The 546-nt window shown below is 42.5% G+C and carries 1 protein-coding gene; it reads left to right on the plus strand.

The features are described 5' to 3' along the window. Positions 1 to 546, plus strand: a 546-nt coding sequence (locus tag ADS77_RS21380; RefSeq protein ID WP_152960672.1) for an SdrD B-like domain-containing protein, incomplete at both ends; no start/stop codon positions are given.

The raw sequence follows: 546 nt of genomic DNA on the forward strand, positions 1-546 counted from the left end.
CACCATTGCTGATAACGACAAATTATTAGCCGATGTAGGCATTACCTTAACGGGTAAAAATATCTTCGGTTCAACAATCTCGTTAACGACGCAAACGAATACGCAGGGTGAATACACGTTCGCGAGTTTATTTGCTTCAGATGATAATGGTTACACAGTAACTCAAACGCAACCTGCGCTTTATAAAGACGGTGTTGAGCGTAACAGCTCGGGTGCTATAGCAGGCTCTGATTTAACAGATACGGTTATTGTTATGCTTTCTACAAGCAATCAGCTTGTTGACTTCACAGAGCAAAATCCAGATACAGCGACTATTTCAGGGCGTGTGTATTTTGATGAAAACCAAGATGGCACGATTGCAGGTAACGACACGTTATTAGCGAATGTCGATATTACCTTAACGGGTAAAAATATCTTCGGTTCAAGAATCTCGTTAACGACGCAAACGAATGCGCAGGGTGAATACACGTTCGCTAATTTATTTGCTTCAAACGCCAGTGGTTATACCATCACGCAGACGCAGCCTGCGCTTTATAAAGACGGTGT

It is taken from the genome of Pseudoalteromonas porphyrae (assembly GCF_001298125.1).
Taxonomy (GTDB): domain Bacteria; phylum Pseudomonadota; class Gammaproteobacteria; order Enterobacterales; family Alteromonadaceae; genus Pseudoalteromonas; species Pseudoalteromonas neustonica.